This is a genomic window from Aquitalea denitrificans, from assembly GCF_009856625.1.
GTDB classification, from domain to species: domain Bacteria; phylum Pseudomonadota; class Gammaproteobacteria; order Burkholderiales; family Chromobacteriaceae; genus Aquitalea; species Aquitalea denitrificans.
In genome coordinates this window covers 1575646-1596553 of sequence record NZ_CP047241.1, presented here as the reverse complement: position 1 = coordinate 1596553, position 20908 = coordinate 1575646, and the positions used below count along the sequence as shown (strand labels likewise).

Annotated in this window: 18 protein-coding genes and 1 pseudogene; 10 read left to right on the top strand and 9 right to left on the bottom strand. The window is 49.9% G+C overall.

The window, feature by feature from the left end:
- The first annotated feature begins 403 nt into the window (after positions 1-403).
- The 4 genes from GSR16_RS07285 to GSR16_RS07270 are packed head-to-tail and all read left to right on the top strand — an operon-like array spanning position 404 to position 5850.
- The gene (locus GSR16_RS07285; protein ID WP_159875963.1) at positions 404-1072 is read left to right on the top strand and encodes a TnsA endonuclease N-terminal domain-containing protein; all 669 of its coding nucleotides are present in this window, start codon (positions 404-406) and stop codon (positions 1070-1072) included.
- A gap of 2 nt (positions 1073-1074) precedes the next feature.
- Complete coding sequence (locus GSR16_RS07280; RefSeq protein ID WP_159875961.1) at positions 1075-2928, top strand: Mu transposase C-terminal domain-containing protein; 1854 nt, start codon at positions 1075-1077, stop codon at positions 2926-2928.
- A complete protein-coding gene (locus GSR16_RS07275; RefSeq protein WP_159875959.1) occupies positions 2921-3898 on the top strand; it encodes a TniB family NTP-binding protein in 978 nt (325 codons plus the stop codon). Before GSR16_RS07280 ends, GSR16_RS07275 begins: the two co-directional genes overlap by 8 nt.
- Positions 3899-3945: 47 nt before the next feature.
- Positions 3946-5850 carry a TniQ family protein gene (locus GSR16_RS07270; protein WP_159875957.1) on the top strand — a complete coding sequence of 635 codons (1905 nt, stop codon included), beginning with the start codon at positions 3946-3948 and terminating at the stop codon, positions 5848-5850.
- Positions 5851-5892: 42 nt separating this feature from the next.
- Here the strand turns inward: GSR16_RS07270 and GSR16_RS07265 are convergent, their stop codons facing one another.
- Positions 5893-6180: a hypothetical protein gene (locus GSR16_RS07265; RefSeq protein WP_159875955.1), complete on the bottom strand. Its 288-nt coding sequence runs from the start codon at positions 6178-6180 to the stop codon at positions 5893-5895.
- A gap of 373 nt (positions 6181-6553) precedes the next feature.
- Positions 6554-9223, bottom strand: coding sequence for a type I restriction enzyme HsdR N-terminal domain-containing protein (locus GSR16_RS07260; RefSeq protein ID WP_159875953.1), 2670 nt, complete (start codon positions 9221-9223; stop codon positions 6554-6556).
- A gap of 474 nt (positions 9224-9697) precedes the next feature.
- On the opposite strand from GSR16_RS07260, the gene GSR16_RS07255 reads away from it, so the two are divergent.
- Positions 9698-10843, top strand: a complete 1146-nt coding sequence (locus GSR16_RS07255; protein WP_159875951.1) for an HNH endonuclease signature motif containing protein — start codon at positions 9698-9700, stop codon at positions 10841-10843.
- A gap of 219 nt (positions 10844-11062) precedes the next feature.
- Here the strand turns inward: GSR16_RS07255 and kwaB are convergent, their stop codons facing one another.
- The 4 genes and pseudogenes from kwaB to GSR16_RS21455 form a co-directional block, all read right to left on the bottom strand.
- Positions 11063-12001, bottom strand: coding sequence for an anti-phage protein KwaB (gene kwaB / locus GSR16_RS07250; RefSeq protein ID WP_159875949.1), 939 nt, complete (start codon positions 11999-12001; stop codon positions 11063-11065).
- A complete protein-coding gene (kwaA, locus tag GSR16_RS07245) occupies positions 11998-12618 on the bottom strand; it encodes an anti-phage protein KwaA (RefSeq protein WP_159875947.1) in 621 nt (206 codons plus the stop codon). The genes kwaB and kwaA overlap by 4 nt, the downstream gene beginning before the upstream one ends.
- A 124-nt stretch (positions 12619-12742) precedes the next feature.
- The gene (locus GSR16_RS21125; protein ID WP_240902659.1) at positions 12743-12919 is read right to left on the bottom strand and encodes a transposase; all 177 of its coding nucleotides are present in this window, start codon (positions 12917-12919) and stop codon (positions 12743-12745) included.
- Between the two features lie 25 nt (positions 12920-12944).
- Positions 12945-13406 (bottom strand): annotated as a pseudogene (locus GSR16_RS21455) (transposase); the annotation flags it as partial.
- 895 nt (positions 13407-14301) lie between these two features.
- On the opposite strand from GSR16_RS21455, the gene GSR16_RS07235 reads away from it, so the two are divergent.
- Together GSR16_RS07235 and GSR16_RS07230 are read left to right on the top strand one after the other, a co-directional pair.
- Entirely contained in the window at positions 14302-15060 is a 759-nt protein-coding gene (locus tag GSR16_RS07235) for a hypothetical protein (RefSeq protein WP_159875945.1), read from the top strand.
- Positions 15061-15092: 32 nt separating this feature from the next.
- Positions 15093-15311 (top strand): hypothetical protein, encoded by a 219-nt coding sequence (locus GSR16_RS07230; RefSeq protein ID WP_159875943.1) that lies wholly within the window; start codon positions 15093-15095, stop codon positions 15309-15311.
- A gap of 205 nt (positions 15312-15516) precedes the next feature.
- Here GSR16_RS07230 and GSR16_RS07225 read toward each other — a convergent pair whose 3' ends face one another.
- Positions 15517-16710: a GGDEF domain-containing protein gene (locus GSR16_RS07225; protein WP_159875941.1), complete on the bottom strand. Its 1194-nt coding sequence runs from the start codon at positions 16708-16710 to the stop codon at positions 15517-15519.
- A 63-nt stretch (positions 16711-16773) separates the two neighbouring features.
- Here GSR16_RS07225 and GSR16_RS21030 point away from each other — a divergent pair, with 63 nt between their 5' ends.
- From GSR16_RS21030 to GSR16_RS07210, 3 genes are all read left to right on the top strand, one after another.
- Positions 16774-17097: a hypothetical protein gene (locus tag GSR16_RS21030; RefSeq protein ID WP_205677514.1), complete on the top strand. Its 324-nt coding sequence runs from the start codon at positions 16774-16776 to the stop codon at positions 17095-17097.
- Between the two features lie 220 nt (positions 17098-17317).
- Positions 17318-18025 carry a GTP cyclohydrolase I gene (gene folE, locus GSR16_RS07215; RefSeq protein WP_159875939.1) on the top strand — a complete coding sequence of 236 codons (708 nt, stop codon included), beginning with the start codon at positions 17318-17320 and terminating at the stop codon, positions 18023-18025.
- Position 18026: 1 nt separating this feature from the next.
- On the top strand, positions 18027-18452 hold the full coding sequence (locus GSR16_RS07210; RefSeq protein ID WP_159875937.1) for a BLUF domain-containing protein: 426 nt from the start codon (positions 18027-18029) through the stop codon (positions 18450-18452).
- 5 nt (positions 18453-18457) lie between these two features.
- On the opposite strand, the gene GSR16_RS07205 is transcribed toward GSR16_RS07210, so the two are convergent.
- Together GSR16_RS07205 and GSR16_RS07200 are read right to left on the bottom strand one after the other, a co-directional pair.
- Entirely contained in the window at positions 18458-19792 is a 1335-nt protein-coding gene (locus GSR16_RS07205) for a HAMP domain-containing sensor histidine kinase (RefSeq protein ID WP_159875935.1), read from the bottom strand.
- A 2-nt stretch (positions 19793-19794) separates the two neighbouring features.
- Entirely contained in the window at positions 19795-20481 is a 687-nt protein-coding gene (locus GSR16_RS07200; RefSeq protein WP_159875933.1) for a response regulator transcription factor, read from the bottom strand.
- Between the last annotated feature and the right edge of the window lie 427 nt (positions 20482-20908).

Here is a 20908-nt window from a genome sequence, read left to right as displayed (position 1 = left end):
TTTGCCAAATGGAATTCTGGGCAAGTAGCATATACAGGTATTCTTAGCGCGCTGAGCTAAGCTAAAAGATCATGGCTAGCGCGTTGAACTCTTAGTTAAGTAGTTCAGCAGGAGTTACGACAGCAAGAAACTTGCCAGTGTAGAGGCGTCGTACTCAAGAGAGAGGCTCGCAGAAGAGCCATATGAACAACAGAAAGGAGAACGAGAACTAGATAGCAAAACAGGACATTCCTCTCGAAATGCCCCGCTTCGGCCAGTGTAGGTAAGTACACATACATCAATGATGACAAATTGAGTATCGTCAACTCGTCCTACCTGGTCAAGCCCCCGTGCGCATTTTTTTCAAAGTCTCAGCTAATCGAGATGGAAACATGCGCCCTCCAAAACCAAGTAGGAGCGAACCATGACCACTATTAAAGACGAAACTCTGCTCGCTGATATCCACCAGCTTCTGAATTCCACCCACCCGGTACGTGATGCATTTCACATACAAGGCAACTCATATCGTAGCTGGTTCCCATCACGGAAGGGATTTGACGGCCCGATTCCGGCCGAATCAGGCCTGGCTGCCGATGCACTGAGGTTGCTCGACCTAGCTCCAGAGGTCGTCATGATCGTGCCTGAGCCATTCACGCTCAGCTACGAGCTCGACAACGAAGTACGGCGATACACCCCTGACTTTCTGTTGTATCTCCGCGACGGACGTAGAGCAGTCATCGAAGTGAAGTGGAAAAAGGAGGCCGGCTTGTCGGACAACAAACGTCGATTTGAAGTGATCAGGACCATTTTTGAGGCTGTCGGCGCTCTCTTTGCCGTACTAACGGAAGAAACCCTACGTGCTCCAGTGCTTCGACAAAATATGTCTCTGGTCGAAAGTCAGAAAAACCGGCAGCTTCCCGTCAACACGATAGAAACGATTCTCAAGTGCCTGGGTGATGGGCCGATTCCTTTGGGTGAGCTAACTACGGCAGTGGGCGACCAACGCATTGTGCTGGCTGCCGTCTACCAAGGCATTGTTGCACTTGATTTGTTTAAGCCGATGTCAGCCCACACGCTTACACGGAGGGCTTGATCATGTCCATTGTCAACAATCTACAGGGAGGCCCGAAAGGGCCTTTGGAAATGGCAATTCAAACGGCTTTCCCCGCTCGGACTGATGTCAACAGAGTGACCTTGCCCGATCGTCCCTTTGAGACATATTCGGCTATTGCACAAGAGCAGGCGCTACTGCGGCGAGCGTATGTGGATGCTTTAGAGGCGCAGCCCAACAGAAGCTACACCAAGACAAAGCTAAAAGCATTGATCCAAAAAGTCGCAATGCGGCTGGGGGATGAACACCCACCATCCAGTACTACGCTTTACCGCTGGCACAAGCTGTTAATAAGCGCACAGGGGGACATTCGCGTACTGATTCCTCGGTTTCACCACCGAGGAGGTCGGGGACAGCGACTTGGAGACGAACGACTCGAACTGCTCGAAACGACCGTACGTAAGGTATACCTGACTCTTCAACGTAGGCCGATCGTAGCTGTGTATGAAGCCTTGCTCATTCAAATCTCCCAGATCAATTCGACACGCCCCATCGACCAGCAACTGAAGTTGCCAGCCTATGAAACGATTCGGAGATACATCCGCGCCTTGCCTAAGTATGACGTGGCCCTGGCTCGCTATGGACGTGAGTATGCGCGGAAAAAATACCGGAACAGCTCAGTCGCACCGGCCACCATGTACTTGTTGGAGCGTGTTGAAGTTGACCATACTCCCCTGAATCTTTTCGTCATCGATGAAAAAACCCAGCTGGTACAAGGGCGTCCATATGTGACCTGGATGATTGACTGCCATACCAGGATGATTTTGGGGTTTTACCTCTCCTTTTCTCCCCCGAGCATCGAGGCGGTATTCCGCTGCTTAAAGCATGCCATTTCAGACAAGGCCTATGTTCGCGAGCAATACCCTGATATCCAGCACGACTGGCCATGCTATGGCATTCCCGTCTTGATTCTGGTCGATAACGGCCTGGAGTTTCACTCCCATGATTTGCGCAGGGCGACGTTCGAATTAGGAACTCACTATCAGTTTTGCCCGCCGCGGACGCCATGGTTTAAACCGATGGTCGAGCGTTCTTTACGAACCCTCGCCGAACAGTTTGCTCACTTGTTGCCTGGCACCAGCTTTGCAAACTGGTTCGATCGCTACGGGTATGACCCCTTGAAGGAAGGGATCATCACGATGTCTGAGTTGGTCCATGCACTCCACGTATGGATTATTGATATCTACGCACAGAGCTACCACCGTGGGCTGAAGCAAACCCCGTATGCCGCTTGGCAAAAGGGAGCGGAGTTCGTCACCCCAAAAACGATAGACCCTGAACGCTTAAGCCTTGTGCTTTCGCAACAGAAGGATCGTGTTCTCGGCCATGCAGGCATTGAGCTTCATGGTCTTCGCTACAACGGCGAAGAACTCCACCTTTTGCGCAAACAGATGGGTGATCGGTTGAAGGTCCAGGTGCGCTACGACCCCGATGACCTTGGGTCTATCAACGTATTGCACCCAATGACCAAAGAACCCATCACGACTCCTTGCCTTACTCCAGAGTACGCCGCTGGATTGCATCTGTATCAGCACATACTGATTCAAAAAGCACTTCGCTCAGAAGGTCTGAAAGCGACCGACCATCTCGCATTGGCCAAAGCCAAGGCCCATATGCAAGACATTGTGGGTAGGCTCATGCGCAGCCATAAGCTTGCTGATCGGAAAAAAGCGGCGCGTATGGCGGGGAGTAACTCATCCAAGGCTCAGATGCAAAACAGGTCAAAACCGTCCATTGAGGTTGAGCAGGAATGGCAACTGCCGATAGACGCTTCCAGCCAGCCATCAACGCTACAGGTTGTGTCCACAAGCGGAGAAGTGGAGGTTCATCATGAATAGCACCCCCTACACAGTGACCGATCTGCGTAAGGCTGAACACATTCAGATTCTGCACCCGCAGTTCAGTACGGCACTAGACCGATTAAGTCACTTTCACAGCTTGTGGCGTGAGGGTGCGTCAGCCCGTCATCTGCTATTGGTCGGAGCGTCGGGAACCGGCAAGACCTCGGCGCTGCACACCTTTGCAAGTCGCCATCCGCCGATGCAAACCGACGAAGGTGCTTTGCTTCCAATTGTGTATGTGCGAGTACCGGCGAGTCCAACAGTGCGCGGACTGGCTGAGTCGATCCTGATCGCGCAGGGGGCAGGTCTACAGATGCGTGGAAGTTCTGCAGAAAAAACCAATCAGGTAGTGCGGCTCATGCGGGGCTGCAAAACCGAAATGTTGGTGCTCGATGAGTTCCACCATTTTGTCGACTCTGGCCATAAGACATTCGAGGAGGTCACCGAATGGCTCAAAACTCTGATTGACACGATTGCCATCCCAACGGTGCTGTCTGGGCTGCCACAGTGCGAGTTGATTTTGCGCTCCAATGAGCAGTTGCGGCGGAGGTTCGCCGCCAGGGTCGGTCTGTCACCGATTGGCTTTGGGAGTAATGCGGACAAAGCGCTATTTCGGGATATCTTGCATGCCTGGGATACGCAGATTAATCACGGTAGAACGCTATGGGGCCTAGCTGAATGGGAACGGGTGCGACGCATGCACTACGCCAGTAATGGCCTGCTTGGCTACATGGCCAAGATCATCCTGGGAGCGATGGAAATCCTTATTTCCTCAGGTGTGACCGAGCTGGATGACGAAGTGCTCGAGCAGTCCTTCGTCCGTTATGTCTGGAGCGATGGGGACCGCGACCTGAATCCTTTTCATCCAGAGTTCCAGTTCCGGCGCTTGAATCAGGCCGGAGAACCGTTCGAGCCCACGCGCTTCTCGCGCAAGATCGACCCTAAGCAGGGCAGCCTGGCCGCTTAACCGAAGGGGATCTCCTTCGGGAGGTCCCTGTTTTACTGGAGTTCAGTATGACTCGCACGCCTACTCTGCTGGTTGCACGGCCGAAGCCTATCAGACTGGAAAGTTTCCTGGGTTACTGCCTTCGTCTGGGGGAAGCGAATGGATTCCTCGATTTGAAATGGCTACGTCCGATGGTCGCCAAATACGGGAACCCACTGCACCCAGCGATTGGGAACCTGACATTACTCACCGGACATGCAGCCGACCTCCTCTCCTTACTCAATGGGCCTGCACCCGCAGCACTTGGTCAAAGTAGTGACTGGCGTCTGGGGCTTAAAATCACCTACTGGAACCATGGGCACAGACGCTGGTGCCCCCAATGCCTTGAGGAGAATGGATATTGGAAATCTGAATGGCTTTTATCGTTACAGGTCGCCTGCCCGACTCATCAGCGGCTATTGCATGAGGCCTGCCCAGCATGTAGACATCATGTTTCCTATCTGCACGGATCACTATACTGCTGCCCATGTGGTGCGGACCTTCGGCAAGCACTACCGGTACCGGCGAATACAAGGCAACTATCCATTGCCGCTCACCTTTCACGGGCCTTCCAGCGGGTGGTACTTCGAGGTAAGCGTGAGCATCACGCGGAATACCACCCACATCCTTTGCTTGCGCCGCTTCATCTGGCACAACTATGTGACCTGCTATGGGTGTTCGGGGCCTATGCCTTGCATCGGCCAGGAGTCAAGCCACAAAAGATTGCGAACCACGGACAGATAGCTGTCATCCAACCATTTATCGCAATGGCGATGCATATACTGGAGGGCTGGCCGAACAATTTTCATCGATTGCTGGAAGAGTACACCAAGCCGACAGCTGGCCAAACCGCCTCGCTGCGGATATATCTGCAAGAAATACACCAAGCCTTAAGCCGGCTACTGGTACATCCCGAACTACAGTTCCTACGACATGAATTTGAACAGCATGTGCATACGCGCTGGCAGGACAAGCTCATTCTGAAGGATGAGCTACGCAAGGGGCACCCTATCATGAGCGGCGCAGAGGCTGCCCAGCGCCTGAAGCTGCCCGTTAGGGCATTACACAAATTGGTCGAACAGGGCGAGATCAAGGGATGCAAAGTAGTCAGCGCCCAAGGGAAAACCAGTTGGATGGTCGAGAGGGCTTCGGTCGAACTCTTTGCTCAAAATGAACATGACCTACTGACGATGAAAGATGTTGAATCGCTCTTGCGAATCACCCCGAATCGTATCCGCTTACTTGCAGAAAATCACCTGCTAGAGGCCGCTCCAAGGCCTTCAGATCGAGCGCCCTGGTTGTTCAAACACAGCGACGTGAACGCTTTTTTAGAGCGCTTAAACCATAGCAATTTGAGCATCACACCAGAAAGCACCAGTCTGATCTCAGTATGGGAGATCACCAAACGCTGGATGCAAGGCAGAGAAGCTTTCCTGGCGGTTATCCGGGCATTGATAGACGGTGATCTGCAGGTGGAGAGTCGAACGCCGGCCGAGACTGGCATCCGTGCCCTGCTTGTCTCGCGGGAGCAATTCCGGGATTGGCACCAGCAGTATCGATTGTCGCGTGGCTTCTTCACGGTACCCGAGGCAGCTAAGCACCTCAAAATGGACCTCAACCTGCTGTACCAATTGATCAGCAAGGAGCTAGTGCAAGCGAGCCCGCAACAGTATGGCTACGAGAAGAAGATGCTGATGGGGATCTTTGCCGAAGAGCTGGAGCGCATTGATTCGAGCTACGTATGGGGCAAAAAGCTTGGTGCGTTACTGGGTCTCTCCGAACACTCCGCCGCCAAAGCTCTACTACATCAAGGTATTAGACCCATTTGCGGGCCTACGATCGATAACGTGGGGTGCTATCTCTTCCGCTGCTCTGACGTCTTGGCCGCCTTTGCCGAAGCTCATGCTTTCAATCGCACAGAGGGTGTTCTATAACCTAGAGGAGCAGATGAAACCTCTGGGGGGAGAGTGGCGAGGTTAATCGCTCCCTAGTTCTGCCCCATCAATGGCCGATTGAACATCGTCCAGAAAGTAGGCACGCCCCGGCCTTGGTAGCCTTGGCGGCATCGTCACCGAGAGCTTCCGGACTTTGAGCCAATTGCTAAAAAGGTTCTGAAGCGTCTCAGGCATCTCGTCAAAAAATATCACCGGGGGACAGAACGTTCGTCCATCACAATAGGCCGCATACCAAATGCTGATTTCCTTCCCATCCCAGATAAGTAGCGATACACGCTTTAGGACAATGTCTTTCAGCTGAACAGTCATGCTCTTCTACTCCTGATTGGTGACACCAGTGTTGCACAAACAACTAGCAACACACCGTAAACTACTATCCTTCTCCTCAGTAGACCTATGACCCTGCGCAAGGTAACGTGGAGACACATCATACGAAACAGATTTCATGCCCTCCCAAGAAAGTAACTACAGTATTGACAGCCAAACCTAAGTAAGCTAGGTTTACAGTGTTTTCTACCTGGCAGCAACGACACATTTCTGGTCGTTCTTTCACCTATGTCAGGAAATATTTCGATTGACACGTTGATCTACAAGAAACCTTTCAAAGTGAGTTGCTTTATGATCTAACCCGTAAATCGCATGATATTTGTATAAAAGCCCATCACAACGATGGGCTTTTTATTTAGTTATTTACAACTAAATCGAGTGATATCTTTCGATTAATAGTGTCAATCCTAATAATTTTACACTCTATTATTTCATTTTGCATAAAGTCGTCATTTTGCATATAGTCTGGCAACAGTTTTGATTTATGCAACAATGCGACTATTCCTGGCTCTAGTTCAATGAACAATCCATGCTTTGGGGTGCGATTTACAATGCGACCAGAGAAAATTGATCCTGACTGATAACGCTTATCTAAATCGAACCACTCATCAACTCTAACCGCTGACTCAACACTATCGATGGCTTTTTTTGCTTTATCGAGCGACCACAAACTAGTTATCGATGAATCAATAGCAATAAAAGAACCAATTGATTTTTCAAGTCTGAAAAGCTTCTCATTTAGATAGCAGACAACATCCCTTGCATTATCTAATTGAGTGTGTATATGAAAGTGCTTTTCAATCTTAACAATACGTTCTGAAATTTTTCTTGCGATATTCTGATCATCAAACCAAGTATCCTCCGCGATAGTTGCCAAATAGTCAATACTACCTAATAGATCCAAATGTACAACACCTGCAGAGCTAATACGTATCAAATCTGAGCTTTCCAACTCCCCAACATTAAGACTCTCTGATGTTATGCAATGCGCCTTAAGTAGAAAATCCAATTCACGATCCAGAACATAATCAGGAACACCAAGACCAATTAGATCAGCCTTCAACAAGCTTACAGGAAAATATCCACGAACCCCATTAGTACCCTTGTAAGAAAACCTTATATTCAGCCAATTTAATATCATTAATCGGCTAAAGTAAAAAGGTTCATTGTCTTTATGGAAAATATCAAAAAAATTCTTTACAACAGAATCCTGGCCATCGTAAAACCTAAGATTCCCACGCAACAAAATACGCGTAACCAAATATAGCGGTAATGTGTACTTACCCTCATGTTGTCGTATTTTGAAGATCTCATCCTCACCCAAATGAGCACTATTGCAGAAATCAATAAAAATCTCTAGTGCCTTTCTAATATTTCTACCAGAAAGGCCAGCAATCATTCTACGAATAAATTTATCATGTTCAAACAATGAGCGAATAATAGATGCTAGATAAAATGCCTGATCTGTTCTTGGGCACTCAACACGAAACCCATTAGGCAAGTCATAATGAGCCGACTGCGTTTTACCACCATTCATTCTGGACAAAGCCAGCTGAACACGCTTCACCAGAACATGCTGAAATAATGGTGCCTCAATTCTGAAAATCAAATCTTTGAGTGCTGTATCTAGTGGTGGTTGATCTTGATATACTTCATATGTTTCTTCACGCAATGGAAGAATAATAAGTGCCCGATACTCTCGCTGAATCCACTGCGCAGCCTGAAACATAAGCAATTGTTCATCACGCGATCTTTTATCACAATTATCTAAAACAATAATCAACAATTTCCCGCGCTCACCACAACAATACCTAGATATTGCCTTGGATCGGACTTCATCACTCCCCTCCCATTCATTTATCTGCCTCACCAACTCCCTATTATACTCAATAGTATCACCTGACTCACGAAGAAGTCTCCCCTGTATTTTCTCAAATCTATTGAACTCTACCCCATAAACCTTTTTTAGAATATCCAAATCATCAAAATCTTCATCTGGATATTTCTCAATGCATTTCTCTGAAATACGCTGCCTAAGCCATTTATATATATCTTCACTCGACACAGGCGCAGAATTCATATCCAGCCGACACCAAAGTGTGCTTGTTATAATGTCAGCCGGCAATGCTTTATAAATAAGATAATCAACAAAAGTTGACTTCCCAGACCCGACGCTTCCAATAAGTAAAAGTATTTTCTGCTCCAAACTAGAGCCTGCTCTTAGCTTAGAAAATAGCTCGGTAGGATTTGCCCTATCCTTTATCAATTGTGAATTAGTTTCGCTAGGGGGCTTAGCCGCTCGAATAATACGATCAATGGGAAGAATTGCTCGACTTGACATTTTAGAATCGACATATGCTTCTTTAGCGATTACCGACCTATCCTCTGTCGTTTCGGGTGCAAAAATGTGACCAAATTCAGCTGAAAGTGCCAAGCCAAAAGTATTTCTACCAACTTCTTCTGCCTGAACAGTACTTCCACCAAGAAATTTCTTGGGCTTCCAAAATCGATCAGGCTTTTGTTTTTTGGCAAGTGCACTACTATGTCGTTGTAAAACACCAAAATTACAAAATGCTTGGAGATCAGCAAATCCTTGACAACTAACGTTTAAATCATCAAGAGATACAACTCTACCGACATCGACATCGGCTGGTCCAAACATGATTGCCTCACCATTACAGGCCAAAATAAATTGAACTGGGTTTATACCTTCGTCAAACTTGGCATTAATCTCATAAGCATAGAGCCTGGCCTCTCTAAATGCAATGTCGAGAGATTCTCCAGGAATCTTTGCTTCTACAATTGCAACAGGATAACCTTCGCTCATCAAAATATAATCAGGAAAATAAAGCTTTTCTTCTTGCCCTTTACCAATTTTCAATTTTCTAATTGAAAGCTTAGTAAGTACATGAGTACTCGGAATACCCAACCCGTAAGGGTGATCTGTAGTCAAAAGCGGAAAAATAAGTTTCTGTTCTACATCAGACTCAGTTTTTAACTCATCTAAGATAGGCAACTTCAGCATAAAACACACCCTCAAAATAAGAAATCAATGGAAATTAAATAAAAACCACCTATCTCTAGCAAAATTCATCTTCCATGCCGAATAGATTGCCTTACCTACAGCCTATATAGGCAGTTTTGTAGATAAATTCCGCAAACTGATTCACCGCAGATGATGCTACAATGCGATTGCACTCTCTCAGCTGCAGTGTGAAAAAATCGCGCAAATATCCACTATGTACTAGCTCATGAACGCAAGTTAGCAACACCGCAATCTCCCCTTTGCTCTTGAGAAGAATACTACGCTCAGCTGGTTCACCTTTCTTGGTTGGACGTTACACTCACTCACGAGTAAAACTATCCCTACGGCTTATAAAGACCATCACCCTGAAGTGCTTATTACACTTCAGCAGTCCTAGACATTGACTAATTTATTTTTTTATCTACATAATAATATATACTACTAATTTCAGTTTATATCGCAAAGGGCATTTGAATGACTACTACTCTAGATGCATTGCTATCACGTAACATTTCAAATGTTATTGCTCAGAATCTTGTCGCCAAGAAAGAGACTATTTCTTCATTGCTCCAAAAGACTGACGCTGAATTGATAGCTCTAGGCCTTTCGGCTAATCATATAAGTGCCATTAGAGACTCTAATCGACCAGCGATTCCAGTTGCCGTACTACGCAAAGTACTGGATGACAGCTGGAGAACATGCTGCGTTTGCCATAAGCCAGGAAGGCCTATCGTTGTTCACCACATAAAAGCATGGGGCAATGGGGGGACACATGATGAAGATAATTTGGTCATACTATGCCTAGAACATCACGATGAAGCACACCGAATCGGTGGACTTTCACTAAAGCTTACTCCTGATGCCATCCGCACAGCCAAGAAAAAATGGATATCTAGTTCAAAAAAAATACGAAAATCATATGAAGAGAGATTACTAAATCCACACCATCGCAGTACAAGATGGTACTGGATTCATGTCGATAATTTACGAGATAAAACTGCAAGATCACCTAGCCTTGGTTCAAATCTTAGCAACGAGCACATAAATGAACTTAAAAAAAACAACTTCATTGATAGCAATGGAAATATCAATCCGGATTCCATATGGAAAGAGTGCTTAGGCAAACCTATAAAAAACTACTTATTTGACTCGAGTGAAGCACAGTTGATGGGCATTTATATCTCGGACTTACTGGGACGCTTCATTGATAGCTCTTCAGTTCTAGATATAACAGAGATGCTGGGTGACAAAGACATCCTTGAAAACTATCTAGCTGTCGGATCACTTATTTACTTCCGTCACCGGCTTGAAATTAAGAAAAATTTTCCTTTAGTGCAGGCCAATATTTACAAGACAGACATTCATATTGAATTTCACTTTAATCTATGGACATCCCTAAATCAGACCGCACATGGCATTCATACAGTGGCTAATATGGCTGAACGATCTGTTGTTGGTGAAATAAGCTCTATCGGCCGAAAAGGTGATCAGCTTCATATTTGTATATCGCCGTTAGGCATTAGCCCTGATTTTATACTCCACGACCCTGCTCAAGGGAGTTGGGTTCAAGGTGTAAACAACTCCGACTATCGAGCCAGACGAAAAAGAGCAAATGATTAGACTACCTTTCAAGTGCAATTGACTCTTTCTTGGTCAAAAATTAAAGAAAAATGAAAAACGTGTGACTTTAAAATGGCTTAGGATTATAAAATAAATGATCACTTAGACCAATAACTGTTCATTAATCATGAATTAGCCTGCCCAAGCAATCGCTCACGAGTAAAAAATTTCGGCTGTCTCCATATCAAAATACAGCCATTTTCGGCTCTAAATAAACTGTCACTCTGGCACTGCCACCAGTTCATTTTTGGCCAGTGTTTCATATTCAACGTGTGTGAGTTGGGAGGTCAAATAATCGTCATTTAGGAGTTTATACAATTGTTTGATACTAGCCTTCGACGAAAGCAGCAATTTCCCATCAGCAACCTTGATGCCAATCTGGCTCTGCCTTGCTTGGACAAAAGAAATAATCGTCCCTACATCTATCTCTAATACTCTACTTTTCCCTGCCCGCAAAATATCTTTTCTTGATGCCTGACACTCAGCCAAGTAGCCTTTGGTATCATTTACTAAACCAAGAGCCATGATCTTATTTGTCACATCTTGCATTGCATTTTTTGCAATCTGCTCAAACGCAAATGATTTCTCAAACTTACCAAAGTCATTGATGTAAAATTGCCCATCAACTAAAACCACGTCGAATCCACCTGTTACTTTGAGAATATCCCGATCTAGGATTGAGAAGCGCGTATCATCCTTCACAATCAGCAAGATTTGATCACGTTTAACGAGTGAAATCGGGTAAAATTTTTTGAAAAATACAACGGTGTTGTGTGCTGATGAAATTTTGATTGCGATACTAGTTACGGTAGATAAACCGTGCTCAACAAAATTGAATGTTTCTAGATTATTTTCAAGGGAAATAGCTGCTAGCTTAGCAAATTCAGCGGGCCGTTCTTCAAGATCATACATAAAAAGCGTTTCGGCTCGGTGATCCATCTGTGTCAAAGGTAGGGTTGCCAAATTATCGTTGTCTAGAAATACGTCCACACTCTGTACAAAATTTCGGCAGACCAACTCTGTAGCTCCATCATCAAAATCAGCCAATCTGTATATTCGCTCCTCACTGCCGCCGGTACCCAAATATAATTTGAGATTGATTCCTTCTGAGTGCAAAATTGCTGCTAGGCTAGCCTTAAGTTCCTCGATAGTCTTCATAGTTTTATAGAAATCGCTTTCCGTGCGAAGAAAATATTCTTGTCGAGTCGAAGTATATTGACACTGGCACCTTCATAGATATCTTCCCGTGCAATCAGCACGACAGTACCACTCGGTATTCCTGGACCTAATTGCTCAAATTTTACTGTGCAAATTTTGAATCCAAGCAATGACAAAGTAGGGTTTGCATAGAATAAATTTGTGCGAATATATATTACACCAATCAATGTCAGTGTAATTAAAAGACTTATAACTTGGCGTGTTGTATCTAGATTAAAGCTCAACAGCGGGATCACGTATGTAGCTAGGAAAACTAGATGATCCGCGCTCTTATCTTCGATTTCACTAACTTTGAAAGGGCCATCCTTAGCACCCTGAATAACTCGTGCGAAAACAGCGTAGAAGCCTATCGATATGACCAGTACCAAAACGCATATCGAAGGCAAATAGTTCTTTTTTACAATGCTCCACAATTCTGCCAACGAGGCAAACTTGCAGTCGAAGCATAGATCAATGTCAATCTTGTTTACGAAGATTAGGACAAGCAGCAACCACAACGACAAGAGATACATCCCAATTTTGATGAGCCTGCTCATCCGGATCGGACTTGCATCCATCCCACTATCTCCTCTTGCCAATATTACGTAAAGATACCCGATTTGGATATTGCAAGGCAATTTTTACGGCATACTTAAGCTCCGAGTGAGCATCCTTGATCTGCCCCCGTTAGCCATACCAGCACTAAAGTAAGAAGTCATAAGTTTGCATAGTCATGGTACTGCTTGATGGTTCGCCAGCTCGCTGCTGACGAGAACGTGCTGCAAACACCACTGGGGGAATCTGGCCAATCGAACCATGCGGACGCACCTGGTTGTAGTCGTCCCGCCAGGCCGCAATGATCTGCCGTGCCTCTGCCAACGTATCGAAAATATGCTCGTTCAGGTACTCGTCGGTAGCCAAATCGGCGACGCGTCTGCGCGATCTCGACGATGCGAGCCGTCAGCAGATGCGTCAGCGCATCCGGCTGCGGCGGGTGACGTCAGGAATCTCGGGAGAGCCCCACAAGCCGGCAGGCGCGACGTTCGGATAGTACCAATCCATTGCTCAGAATGACGCTGATGACCTACCGTTTGGCCTGCGGGGCTCACGCTTTACCCCGGAGGCTACCTTAAGGGCGTCGATATCGAGATGGGCCTCGGCCAGCAACTTCTTGAGGCGGGCGCTCTCGGCCTGCAGGTCGCGCGCACACTGGAGTTCAGCGACATTCATGCCGCCGTATCGGCTATGCCACTTGTAGAAGGTGGCTTCCGAGAAACCGCCCTGGCGGCAGACCGATGGCCATGCCCAGTTCGGCCTGCTTGAGAAAACCGATGATCTGTTCTTCGGTGAATCTGCTCTTCTTCATGTCCGTCATTCTCCTTCAGAGACGGACTTCTCTCTACTTTTGATTGGTAAGGCCTAAGGGGGCAGAACATCCTATGCTTTCATAGCCACGTTCGGCATGGCAGGATCTTCGACCTGAGAGGTCCGCTGTATTACAAAGATGGATGAGCGGCTGAAGGAAGAGAGGTTCCAGCAACTATATTCGGAGCAACACACACAGACGTACCCGGCGTGGTCCCAACAAAAAGATTTTCAACAACGTCACAGAAAACTCAGATTTTTTCAGGAACTCTGCGTCAGTAGGGCTTCGTTGTAAGCACACAAACATGAAAAAATCCTTGTTTGGCAAGGCAGGGAGTTTTCACTAACTCTGCGTCCCTACAGCTGCTGTAGGGGCGCTAAGTTATTGAAGTTAATAACTTTACACTTGTAGATTTGATTTGCACCAGCATTGGGCACCCCGAGAGGGCGTGCCCATTTTTTTTGCCGCTTCCCCGCTATTGCAGCTCCCTAAAAACACAGGCAGAAACAAATCTGCTGATGTGTTTTGCCCAAAATCGTCCAGGATGCGACAGATGATTTGCTACGCGTACACTGGCCGTGTGGCCATGCTTCCCCGCCCTTAGCCCGGACTGTCCCGCTTTTATTTTCAATGTGAAATTAATAAAGCAATATCAAGCCAACATTAATTATTAGTATTACTCAAAATATCTTCTCACCCGATCTCCCCTGCACATATCCCCAAAACCAAAACCCTGCTTAATGCCAGCTCAGGTTATTTCATGCAAAATATTCAGCATAGGTAAGTTTACTAAGTAAAAAGCATGTTGTTCCCGACATCAGACAAACCTAGCCTGAACAAGCCGCAAGATAAATACCGGCAAAAAGTCTTCTCACCATGCACGAAGGGAATAGTCATGCTTGCCATTTCAGACCGCCTCAACTTCATTAATAATCTACAACTACCCGCCAGCAATTTGACCTTACAGTCCAATCTATTGGCAAACACCACCACCCCACCACCCGACGATAGCAAAGGAGGTTATGTCGTAGATGGCAGTCTGGTTTCATTTGTGGCAGGCCTGGACAGCCAGAACAAATCGGACGTATTGAATTCCACATTACTTGCCCAGCTGGCAGCCAACAAGAAATATGACCGGGAGGTACAAACCCAGGATTGGTATAAATATTATCAAAGTGTGCTGGAACCACTAGGTTGGGTAATCCAGGCCTTTAATTTTGACAAATACAATGCCGCTGGTGATTCATTTGAAATGAACAAAGCAGTGATTGAAATATTGAAAGCGATTGCATCGGAAGATGAGGCCGCTGTCTCACAGGCGACGATTGATGCCTTGGGTGCACTCGATAGCGGCAGCCATGGCCTGGTATTATGGAATAGCTCCAGCAGCAGCGTTACCGCTGGTAATTTCCAGATTGCTCCTTGCGGCTTGTCAAATGGTTCGGTGGTCATGAAAAACGCATCCTTCTACTTCAACACTACCGAATCAACCACCGGTTTTCTCTGGTTTACCTACTCCACATCCAAAATGTCTTTATACAAATCCACCAATACCATGACGTTGGATGGCGACATTTACACCAAAGTCAGACAAGCTGTTATCGACAAACTGGGAGACAAGGCCATTCAGTTTGTTGCAGACCTGGATATTTAACGTTTATTACTCGCTGCACAGAAAGGCAGAAAATGAACGAAATCATCGATGCAGGTCAGCACTGGCCAATGCAAAACCCCAAAGTTGCCCAACAACAAATCCGCGTTACCATGGCGGGGCAAAATGGACTAACCGCGGTGAGCAGTGGGCATCACCGTATCGGCCAGGCCGTTGTCAATGGCAACGTCTATCAGATTCAACTGCCCGGGCTGCAAGGTGGTGGCCTGGATGCGGAGTTTACCCGACAATAAAATTTACCACTCAAAAGAAAAGCCGCATTCTGCGGCTTTTCTTTTGTCAATACGATGCTACGACCTGTGGCTTGGCTGTGTTCTGGCAAGAATCCTAGCGACAGCAAGATCTTTCAATGGTTTTGCCGGGAAAACAATTTTTCCGGAACACGGTGTCGCTTCCACTGCGATGCCAGCCCACACTGACTTTACACTCCGACATCGCTCAACCCGCCACTGCCGCCGGCACTACACCAACAGGGCTGACATGGACCCGATTGCGACCATTGTTCTTTGCCTCATACAAAGCCTGGTCGGCACGACGGCATAGCTGATCAAAACTTTCGCCACCATGCCAGTCCGCCACGCCAATGCTGATGCTGTAGCGGCAATCGCCAAAACTGCTGCTGACCAGATGCTGCTGGGCATGTAGTCTCAGCCGCTCGGCCACCTGCCATCCAGCCTCCACGGTGGCATCGGGTAACAGAATGGCAAATTCTTCTCCGCCCAGCCGGCCCAAGGTGTCCTGCCCACGCAGATGCCCATTCACCATGTCAGCGAAAGCCCGTAGTACTTCATCGCCAGCGGCATGGCCAAATGTGTCGTTGATGGTTTTGAAGTGATCCAGATCGATCAACAGCAGCGTCAATGGCTGATGTGATGCCGCCGCGTGCAGTATCTGCTGCTGACCGATGGTGAAAAGGTGTTTGCGTGACAGTGCGCCGGTCATGAAATCACGATTGGCAGCATTCTCGGCCTCCGTTTGCAAGGACTCGTGCAGCATCAGTACGGAAGACATCGACAGGGCAGGCATGATGGCAGCGCCCAGGCACAGCAGCACGATATTCCAGCCGCTGGCCAGCATGATGCTGGTAGGTGCCGGGTGCAGTGTGTAGAAGTAGATGCTGCGCGCCAGTTGTGACAAGGCAAAGATACAGGCCAGCCCGGTAAGCAAGCGATAATGCACGCTGCTGCGCCGACCACGATAATGTTTCAGCATCAGCCAGGCGGTAGCGGTACACACCACGGCACTGTAAGCGGAAATGGCCATCACCCGCATGGGCAGGCTGTTGTCCCCGTAGCGCCAGTAGCTTACCGCCAGCACCTGCAGCAGCGCACCACCCAGCAGCCAGTTCCAGCGTGGTGGCTGGCCAAGAAAATGGGCACAGCCGGCATAGTACAGGGCTACAGACAAAGCCAGGATGCCATTGGCGGCCACAATGGAAATACTGTCGGGCACTATCCCGCGCAAACCCAGCAAGGGCAGATAAACCACGACGGCAAGATTGGCTAGCAACCACTGCCGCACGCCGGGCAGGCCGCTGCGCCGCAGCGAAGCCAGCGCCATGCACAGCGCCAGACTCAGCAATTCGGTGGTCAGGAAGATCGGGGCCAGAACCAGTACGGGGTCGATAGTCATGATGGGTATCAATACCGGCTTGAGCAGCCGGGAAGCCCGCCTTGCAAACGGACAGGGCCTGATTTGCAAGATGCAATTCAGCTTTATACCAAAAATGACAGCCGACATCAGCATTTAAAACAATTATTCACATTAGGCACGGCAACAGGCACAATCGCTGCAGTTTCCACTCTGTCCGGCCACATCATGCCCGCTACCGGAAAAGCCCCCCAACCCCTCCGGCAATGCCTGGACTGCCGCCACTACCATATCAGCCATGATGCCCGCTTTCCTTACGCCTGCACTGCCCTAAAAATCAAGAGCAAGCGCCAGCCCTGCCTGGATGTGCTGGAAGCATCTGGCCAGCCCTGCCTTTACCGGCAGCAGAAAACCGGGCGGCAGCCTTGAAAGCCCCGGCCAACGTCACCATCTAGCAAGGCTGATTCCGGTTTTCCTTTCCCCTGCCTCTGTGGCGCATTACCATGCAGAACAGGAATTTCAGCGGCAGCGCACCAGCGCCGCTTGCCACACACATCACGGATAAACAGCGGCTGGCAGAAAGACGTCCACGGGCAACAGTCTGTACCGGGACTACGCCAGTCCATCGAAGATAAAGGCCAAAGCCACCATGAGCAAAACGGATAACAACGCCATGACGACGGATAGCGTTTCCTCCCGCATACGCTACCGTCTGCAGAATGCCGGCGTGCGCTTTCACGCCAATGACAATATTGCCGATTTCATCGAGGGCGATGAGCTGGACTTGCTGCAACAGGAAGTGGCAGCCAAGATGCAAGGGGTGCTGGAAAGCCTGGTCATCGACACGGTTAACGACCACAACACGCAGGACACGGCACGGCGCGTTGCCAAAATGTTCGTGCGCGAGGTGTTTCGTGGCCGTTATGTTGCCAGCCCGCCCAATACCGAATTCCCGAATATCGAACAGCTGAACGAATTGATGATCGTCGGCCCCATCACGGTACGCAGTGCCTGCTCCCACCATCTGTGTCCCATCATGGGCCGGGTTTGGGTCGGGGTAATGCCGAATGAGCATTCCAACCTGATTGGCCTGTCCAAATACGCGCGCCTGATCGACTGGATCATGACCCGTCCGCAAATCCAGGAAGAAGCGGTGATGCAGATTGCTGACCTGCTGATGGACAAGCTACAACCGGATGGCCTGGCCATCGTCATGGAGGCAGATCATTTCTGCATGCACTGGCGCGGCGTGAAGGACAACAATTCGAAAATGACCAATAGCGTGATGCGCGGTTCTTTCCTGCGCGACGCCAATCTGCGCCGGGAATTCCTGTCGCTGATGCACAGAGGAAACTGACATGCTCGTTCGCCTGATTTACGCCAGCCGCAGCGCCACCCCCATCACCAGCGAACTGGTGCGGCTGATTCTGGATGCCGCCCATCAACACAACCCCGAGCGCGGCATCACCGGCGTGCTGTGCTATGGCGATGGTGTTTTCGTACAGGCACTGGAAGGTGGACGCGCCGAAGTCAATGCGCTGTATCAGACCATTTGCCGTGACAACCGGCATTGCGACGTTACCTTGCTTAGCTACGAGGAAGTCGAGCAGCGCGAGTTTGCCTGCTGGTCGATGGCACAGGCACCGCTAGACAAGAAAAATGCCGCACTACTGCTGCGGCACTCTTCCAGCCCGGTGCTGGACCCCTTCCGCCTGAGCGGCAAGACCACCTGCCGCCTGCTCAGCGAACTGGGTAGTTCCGGCGGCCTGCGCTCCAAGAACTAGCAAGGCTAGGCCGTAGCCAATGGCAGGGTGATGCTGACACGCAGCCCGCCCTGCGGCAGATTACTTGCCTTGATGCGGCCATGGTGGGTCTGCACGATGCGGTGTGCCATGGCCAGACCCAGACCGTAGCCACCCGGCTGGCTGTTCTGTTCGCTGCGGAAGAAGGGCTCGAAGATGGTTTCCAGCTCATGCTCCGGCACACCGGGGCCGCAATCGCACACTTCGATGGTGACATCCGTAACAGAACGCACCACCGCCAGCGACACCGCACTGCCCTTGCGCGTATGGTGGATGGCATTGCGCACCACGTTTTCCAGCGCCCGCGACAACAGCTCCGGCTGCATCATGACTTCGGCCATATCGGTCTGCAGCAGCAGAATGCTGCAGTCATTGGCCTCAGCCTCGAATTCGGCGTCGGGAATCAGCTCTTCCAGCAATACATCGATCGCCAGCCGCTCCGGCGGATGCTGTGCACCTTCGGCATCCAGCCGGGCCAGCGCCAGCACCTCGCCCACCAGCGTATCCATGCGACCGGACTCACGTTCGATACGTCCCAGCCACTCATCCAGACGATCTGGCTGCTGTCGCGCCAGATCGACTGCCGCATTCAGCCGGGCCAGCGGCGAGCGCAGTTCGTGCGATACATCGTGAAACAAACGGCGCTGGCCCACGATCAACTGCTTCAGCCTTTGCGCCAGGCTGTCGAAGTCACGTCCAAGATCGGCCAGTTCATCGCGGCGTCCACCAATGCGGCTGGCCAGATTGACATCCATATTGCCCTTGGCTACCGACTGGAATGCTTCGCTCATCAGGTGGATGGGCTTGGACAGATAGCGCGCAAGAATGGCACCAAACAACAGGCTGCCCAGCAAAGCCCCCACCACGGGAATCAGCGGAATCGGTCCCGGATCATCCGGGCCACCATGCCCCGGACCACCCGGTCCACCGGGCAGGCCTGGCGGCGGCCCCGGCGGTAGCAACACCAACCGGTAATGCGTGCCATCCGGCAGGCTTACCTCCCGCGTGGGTCGGTGGGCGAGCAGCTCTGCTGCCGGTGCGGCACGATCCAGCAACTCATGCCCATGATCGTCCAGTATGTACAGATAATCGCGCCCGCGCGAACTCATGCCTTCCAGCTGTTTGCGCAAACCAGCACTACCTTCATGACGCAGCAAGCTGGCCGCCAAGTCCAGCACCGTACCGTCCATGGGGTGGCGTTGCTCGACAGCGGCGGCCGTCTCGTTACGGTGCTTGATCCAGAATACCGCCCCCACCCCGACCACGGTGCAGATCTGCGCCAGCCACAGAATGAGAAACAGCTTCCAGAACAAACGTCCCATGCTCAGGCCTTGATGAACTGGTAACCGCGACGTACCACGGTCTGGATGCAGATACGGCCCGGAGCCACCCGCGACAGCTTCTGCCGGATGCTGCTCATGTGTACATCCACGCTGCGGTCAAAACGGGCCAGCGGACGGCCCAAAGCCTGCTTGGACAGCACATCCTTGCCCACCGGCTGACCGGCATGGCGCACCAGCAGTTCCAGCAGGCTGTATTCGGTACTGGTCAGCTCCAGCAGGTCTTCACCCCACTGGGCACGGCGCTCGCCCGGCCACATGGTCAGCGGGCCTTCGCGCAGGACGTCAGTTTCATGCGCCGGCTGCGGCTGATTGCCAGTGCGGCGCAGGATGGCACGGATGCGTGCCAGCAGCTCGCGCGGTGTGCATGGTTTGGGTACGTAGTCATCGGCACCCAGCTCCAGACCCAGCACTCGGTCGGTATCGTCACCACGGGCCGTCAGCATCAGCACCGGCAGCATGCTGTGTTCGCGCACACGCCGCAGCACTTCCACCCCGCTAAGCCCAGGCATCATGACGTCCAGCACCATCAGGTCGAACTGACCGGACAGTGCTTGTACCACGGCGCTGGTACCATCACTTACTTTCTGTACCAGGCAGGACTCCCGCTCCAGGTAGCTGCCCAGCATGTCGGCCAATTCAATATCGTCATCAACCAGCAGTATTCTCATTTTCCATCCTGATTTATTGCATTACCCCCCTCTCCCGGGGGCTGTCGGCAGACATAATCCACATCGCAGCCTGTTGCGGGTGAAGTTTTACTGCCATTTACACTGATTTATAGCGCTTTACCGGTCGCTAACCGTTTTTAACGGATCAGCCGCGCATGATGGCAAGCGGTAGCCGCCTGCCCGCTTGCCCCGGGTCCCTCTCTCATTCGGGCGGCTGCCATCAGTACAAGGCGGCAAAAATTGCCTGACGGTAATCAAAGAGTGGTGACAAGCCACTGTCTGCAATGAATATTTACAATTTTGCAACGGCAGCATATTGCCGACGGCGGCAATTTTTTCCAGCACGTGCAACAGGCTACAAGCCAAAGCAGGCAACACCTTAGCAGAGCACGGGAATTTTTCCGCGCCTCACGACAATCGCTAACAT